At 42.2% G+C, this 4,351-nt stretch carries 3 protein-coding genes; 1 reads left to right on the top strand and 2 read right to left on the bottom strand.

What is annotated here, in order from left to right; genetic code table 11:
• Window positions 1–151: 151 nt before the first annotated feature.
• Together H4J46_RS01255 and H4J46_RS01250 are read right to left on the bottom strand one after the other, a co-directional pair.
• Window positions 152–1,588, bottom strand: coding sequence for an IS1182 family transposase (locus H4J46_RS01255; RefSeq protein ID WP_182231779.1), 1,437 nt, complete (start codon window positions 1,586–1,588; stop codon window positions 152–154).
• Between the two features lie 355 nt (window positions 1,589–1,943).
• Window positions 1,944–2,090 carry a hypothetical protein gene (locus H4J46_RS01250; RefSeq protein ID WP_182231778.1) on the bottom strand — a complete coding sequence of 49 codons (147 nt, stop codon included), beginning with the start codon at window positions 2,088–2,090 and terminating at the stop codon, window positions 1,944–1,946.
• A gap of 439 nt (window positions 2,091–2,529) precedes the next feature.
• On the opposite strand from H4J46_RS01250, the gene H4J46_RS01245 reads away from it, so the two are divergent.
• On the top strand, window positions 2,530–4,351 hold a 1,822-nt coding region (locus H4J46_RS01245), incomplete at its 3' end, for a CHASE domain-containing protein (RefSeq protein WP_182231777.1).

Raw genomic sequence — 4,351 nt, 5'->3', positions numbered from 1 at the left:
ATTGAGGGTTTATATCAGCTCTTTATAAGGCTTCGCGTAGCGAAGCCGATATTTATGAATATCCATGCTTTATATTTTTTATTCGTTCAAAATTGCTGATGTTGGCTCCTATTTGAAACATATTTGGGTCTTTTAAGGAAAGAGTTACCTCTTACGGCAACATCACTTCCTTCATCAACTTTTCTATTCCAAATATATTGAGCATTCTTTTTAAATTATACGCCAATACATGCAGGTTCAATTCTGTACTGACATTTTTAAACCCTCTTGTTAAAAGGTGCGTGGCTCCTGCCCACAACTTAATCGTACCAAAGGGATGTTCAACCGTTTGTTTTCGTTGAAGCATCGCATCAGGCGTTGCTTTGAGCAAGGTCTCCATTTTTTCCATATCAGCTTCATGGATCCAACGTCTCATTCTTCTAGGGTCTTTTTTAGAACGGGTACATTGGCTTCGGATCGTACAATTTTTACAAGCAATACCATTGAAGTAAATTTTGATATCTAACCCTCCTTCTATCGCATTGAATCGATGTTGAAGCTCATTGCCCGCAGGGCAAATATAAACATCATTATCTTGATTATATTCAAACAGTGACTTGTTAAAAATTCCCTTCTTTTCTGAGCCTGATGTATCGGTTTTTGGTACAAGAGTCGATACACCTAAATCTTGAGTATCTTTAATATCTTGTCGGCTGTAATAACCCTTATCTGCCAATATTGTTGTAACACTCTTCCCTAACGCTTTAAGTGTCAGTTTGGTCATATTGCACAACTGCCCCCTATCTGTTGTATTGGTGACTTCGTGAGCAACAATTAAATGATGTTTGGTATCAACAGCGCTTTGTATGTTATAGCAAATAGCTCGTGTCATGCCCTGTGTTTTCATCAAGCGAGAATCAGGATCGACTGTTGATACTTGTTTGTCAGGATGATTATTGACGGCTAATTTCATCTCTTTTAGTTCAACGAGGTGTTGCTTTAAGAAATCTAATTTAGATTCAATATTAGCAATGTATTGTGATGTGTTCTCTTGTGAATCTGACTGTTCAAGCTTCAAAAAATAGTTATTAATATGCTTTTCTACTCGCTCAATATGAGACTTCATTTTGCTTGGAGTGTAGTTTTTATCTTTGTTGTTGGATGCCTTAAACTTACTACCATCAATAGCAACAGTCGCTTCACTAAACATATTGAATTTATGGCATATTCGAACAAAGGTTTTACAGGTGCTTTTAATCCCACGATGGTTATCTTTTCTAAAGTCAGCGATTGTTTTAAAGTCTGGTGATAAACGCTCCGTGAGCCACATAAGTTCAACATTACGTTGTGTTTCTCGCTCTAGACAGCGTGACGACTGAATTCTGTTTAAATAACCATAGATATAAATTTTGAGTAATATGGCGGGATGATAACCAGGTCGGCCAGTTGCTTTAGATTGAACACCTTTGAAACCAAGGTTTTCTAAATCTAAACCATCGACAAATACATCAATTACTCTAACAGGATTTTCTTTAGCGACAAAATCGTCAAGCATTTCTGGAAAGAGGGTTGCTTGGGAGCGAGATAAACCTTTAATATGACGTGACATACTGCCAACATATAATCAATTAACCTGATGAATATTATAGCAAATATTGAGTGATATATTATCTTGTTTTGAGATTGATTGATCATAAGTATCCGGTGCTTATTCGAAAAAGTGATCAAAACGTTTTCACACAGGCTGAGCCATAAGCTGACCTTAGGTTTATACCTATATTTGAAACTTGTGCGCCTAAAACTGCCACATATAATTTAAAGATGTCTATTAATTTACACCTAAAATCTTATTCAATACTTTTCGTACAATTTTCTACCCAATCTCAAAAGCGGACATTAGAATCAACTAAGGCCCACAAAAAATTAGAGTAATAAACCTAGGGCGCTTTCGCCCCCAGAGCGAGTTAGAGTTCGCGATTTTCTACTAAAAAAATGGGTATTTTTTGATCTACAATGGCCATGGCGGAACACTCATTTACTCTAGCAGTTTCCTGATAGCTGACATTACCCATAGGTGAGAGCAGTGCTTGCTGAAAATGCTCTTTTACCAATGAAGCGCTCTTACCTTGCTTATCCAATGATTGCGTCGTAAATAATTGAAAACATATTTCTGTTGGAAGCTCATGTCTTCCTTAGCAACGCATTCACTACATATTCTTCCTTATTGTTTGTCTCTTTTAATTAGGCTTCTATACCTGTGATGAAGCATCTTTATTGAACACAGGTATAGACATGCAAAGAATCTAGTTTTAAAGAAATGGTAATGTTTTGCAATTTGCAACACAAAAAAACGTTCTAAATGAATTATGATTAAAAAACCCAAGATTTTGGTTCACTATTTATTGCCATGTATACAATGGGTTATAGTATTTTTTGTAAAATGGCATGATTATTGTTTTAGCTTGCATAAATTTTTTTTAATACTATATTTAACAATGAAATACGGCCAAATGGTCAGAGTCCCTTTAACAGCTTACTTCAAGATTGACTATGACGCAGAGTGACAACAAGGTAACCAATAAATTTACAACTGTGTGGAATAACACCCTCTTTTTAAGGCTGTTTCCATGGTTGATACTGGTCTTTAGTATCTTTATCACAAGCCAATTATACATGCTTGAAAAAGAAAAAGATCAACAGGCTATGCAAGGGGTTTTCGATAAGGCTGTCGAAAATATCACCACCCGTATGCAGATTCGTATACAAAGCTACCCGCTAATGCTAGGCGGTGTGGGTGGATTTATAGACTCAAGTGAAGAGGTGTCGCGCAGTGAGTTCAACCGGTATGTCAGCCGCTTAGAGCTTAAGGAAAACTATCCCGGAATCTTGGCCCTGAGCTTTAATCCGAGAGTACTCAAAGCGGAGAAGGATGCACACATAGCCGCCGTGCGAGAGAGCGGTATCCCCGGGTATGAAATCAAGCCCGAGGGCGAACGCGATAGCTATACCCCGGTCCTTTTTATTGAGCCGTTCTCCGAGATGAACCAGCAGGTTGTGGGCTATGACACGTTCGTTGATGAGGTGCGTCGCACCGCTATGATGGAGGCGTCAGACACTGGAAACGCAATACTTACCGGCAAGATTGAGTTGAAGCAACGTGGCACGGGCGCTTTACTCTTCGTTCCAATTTATAGCCAAGATACCCCTATTGAGTTACTTGAGGAGTATCGCGGTACGGCCTTGGGCTGGGCCGTAGCAGTGTTCCAGATAAAATCTATGATGGAGGGCATGCTAAGCAGCATTCTAGGAGAGTACGATTTAAGTATCGATGTTGAACTCTACGATGGGGAAATGCCGTCCATCGGCACGTTGCTGTACGACAGAGACGGCAGCTCCCACATTGGCGCTCAGTCATCCTCGCTGTATCAGAGCGTACAGCACATCAACTTTGGTGGGCGCGTCTGGACCGTCCAGCTCAGCAGCCTGCCTCTCTTTGATGCATATTCGCAAAATGCCTACACGACAACGCTGCTTGCTGGCGCCGTTATCCTTAGTCTGCTGCTGACCCTGATTGCGTTCCTGTTGGTGAATAACCGTAAGCGCGCGTTGAACAATACCCTGATAATGACTAAGGAACTGAATGAACAACGGGCACGTTTGAACGTTACGTTGGACACTGTCATCGATGCCGTTATCACCATCGATGATAAGGGCTGCATAGAAAGCTTCAATTTGTCCGCGATTAAGATCTTCGGGTATCAGCCCGAGGAGGTGATCGGGAAGAATGTGAAAATCCTGATGCCGCAGCCTTATCAAGCCGAACACGACAGCTACCTGAATCGCTTTCTCCAAGAGCGCACGCCTCATGTCATCGGCATAGGACGCGAGGTGGTGGGGCTGCGCAAGGATGGCAGCGAGTTCCCGATGGAGCTGGCTGTTAAAGAGTCGCTACTTACCGACAGGCGCATCTTCACCGGGGTGGTGCGGGACATTAGCGAGCGTAAACATATCGAAAACGAACTCCTCTTAAGCAAACAAGAGTCCGAAGCCATCTTCGACTCGAATATAGTTCGAGTCATTGATGCCTTGTCGCGCGGGGACCTGACTCAAAAGATTATCCTGGGCAATAAACAAGAAACGGACAGGCACCGAGCCATTAGCGAGAACCTCAATACAATGGTAGACCAGCTTAATCGCTTCTCCGAGGAAGTGACGCGGGTGGCGCGCGAAGTAGGTACCGAGGGTAAGCTGGGCGGTCAGGCGCAAGTGCCGGGCGTCGATGGCACCTGGAAGGAGCTGACCGACAACGTCAACGCGATGGCGAATAATCTGACCACGCAGGTGCGTAACATTGCCGAGGTGACCACGGCGG

This window comes from Colwellia sp. MB02u-6 (assembly GCF_014077095.1).
GTDB lineage: Bacteria > Pseudomonadota > Gammaproteobacteria > Enterobacterales > Alteromonadaceae > Cognaticolwellia.
Note: the sequence above shows the minus strand (reverse complement) of the source record. Positions and strands in the feature narration are given on the sequence as shown.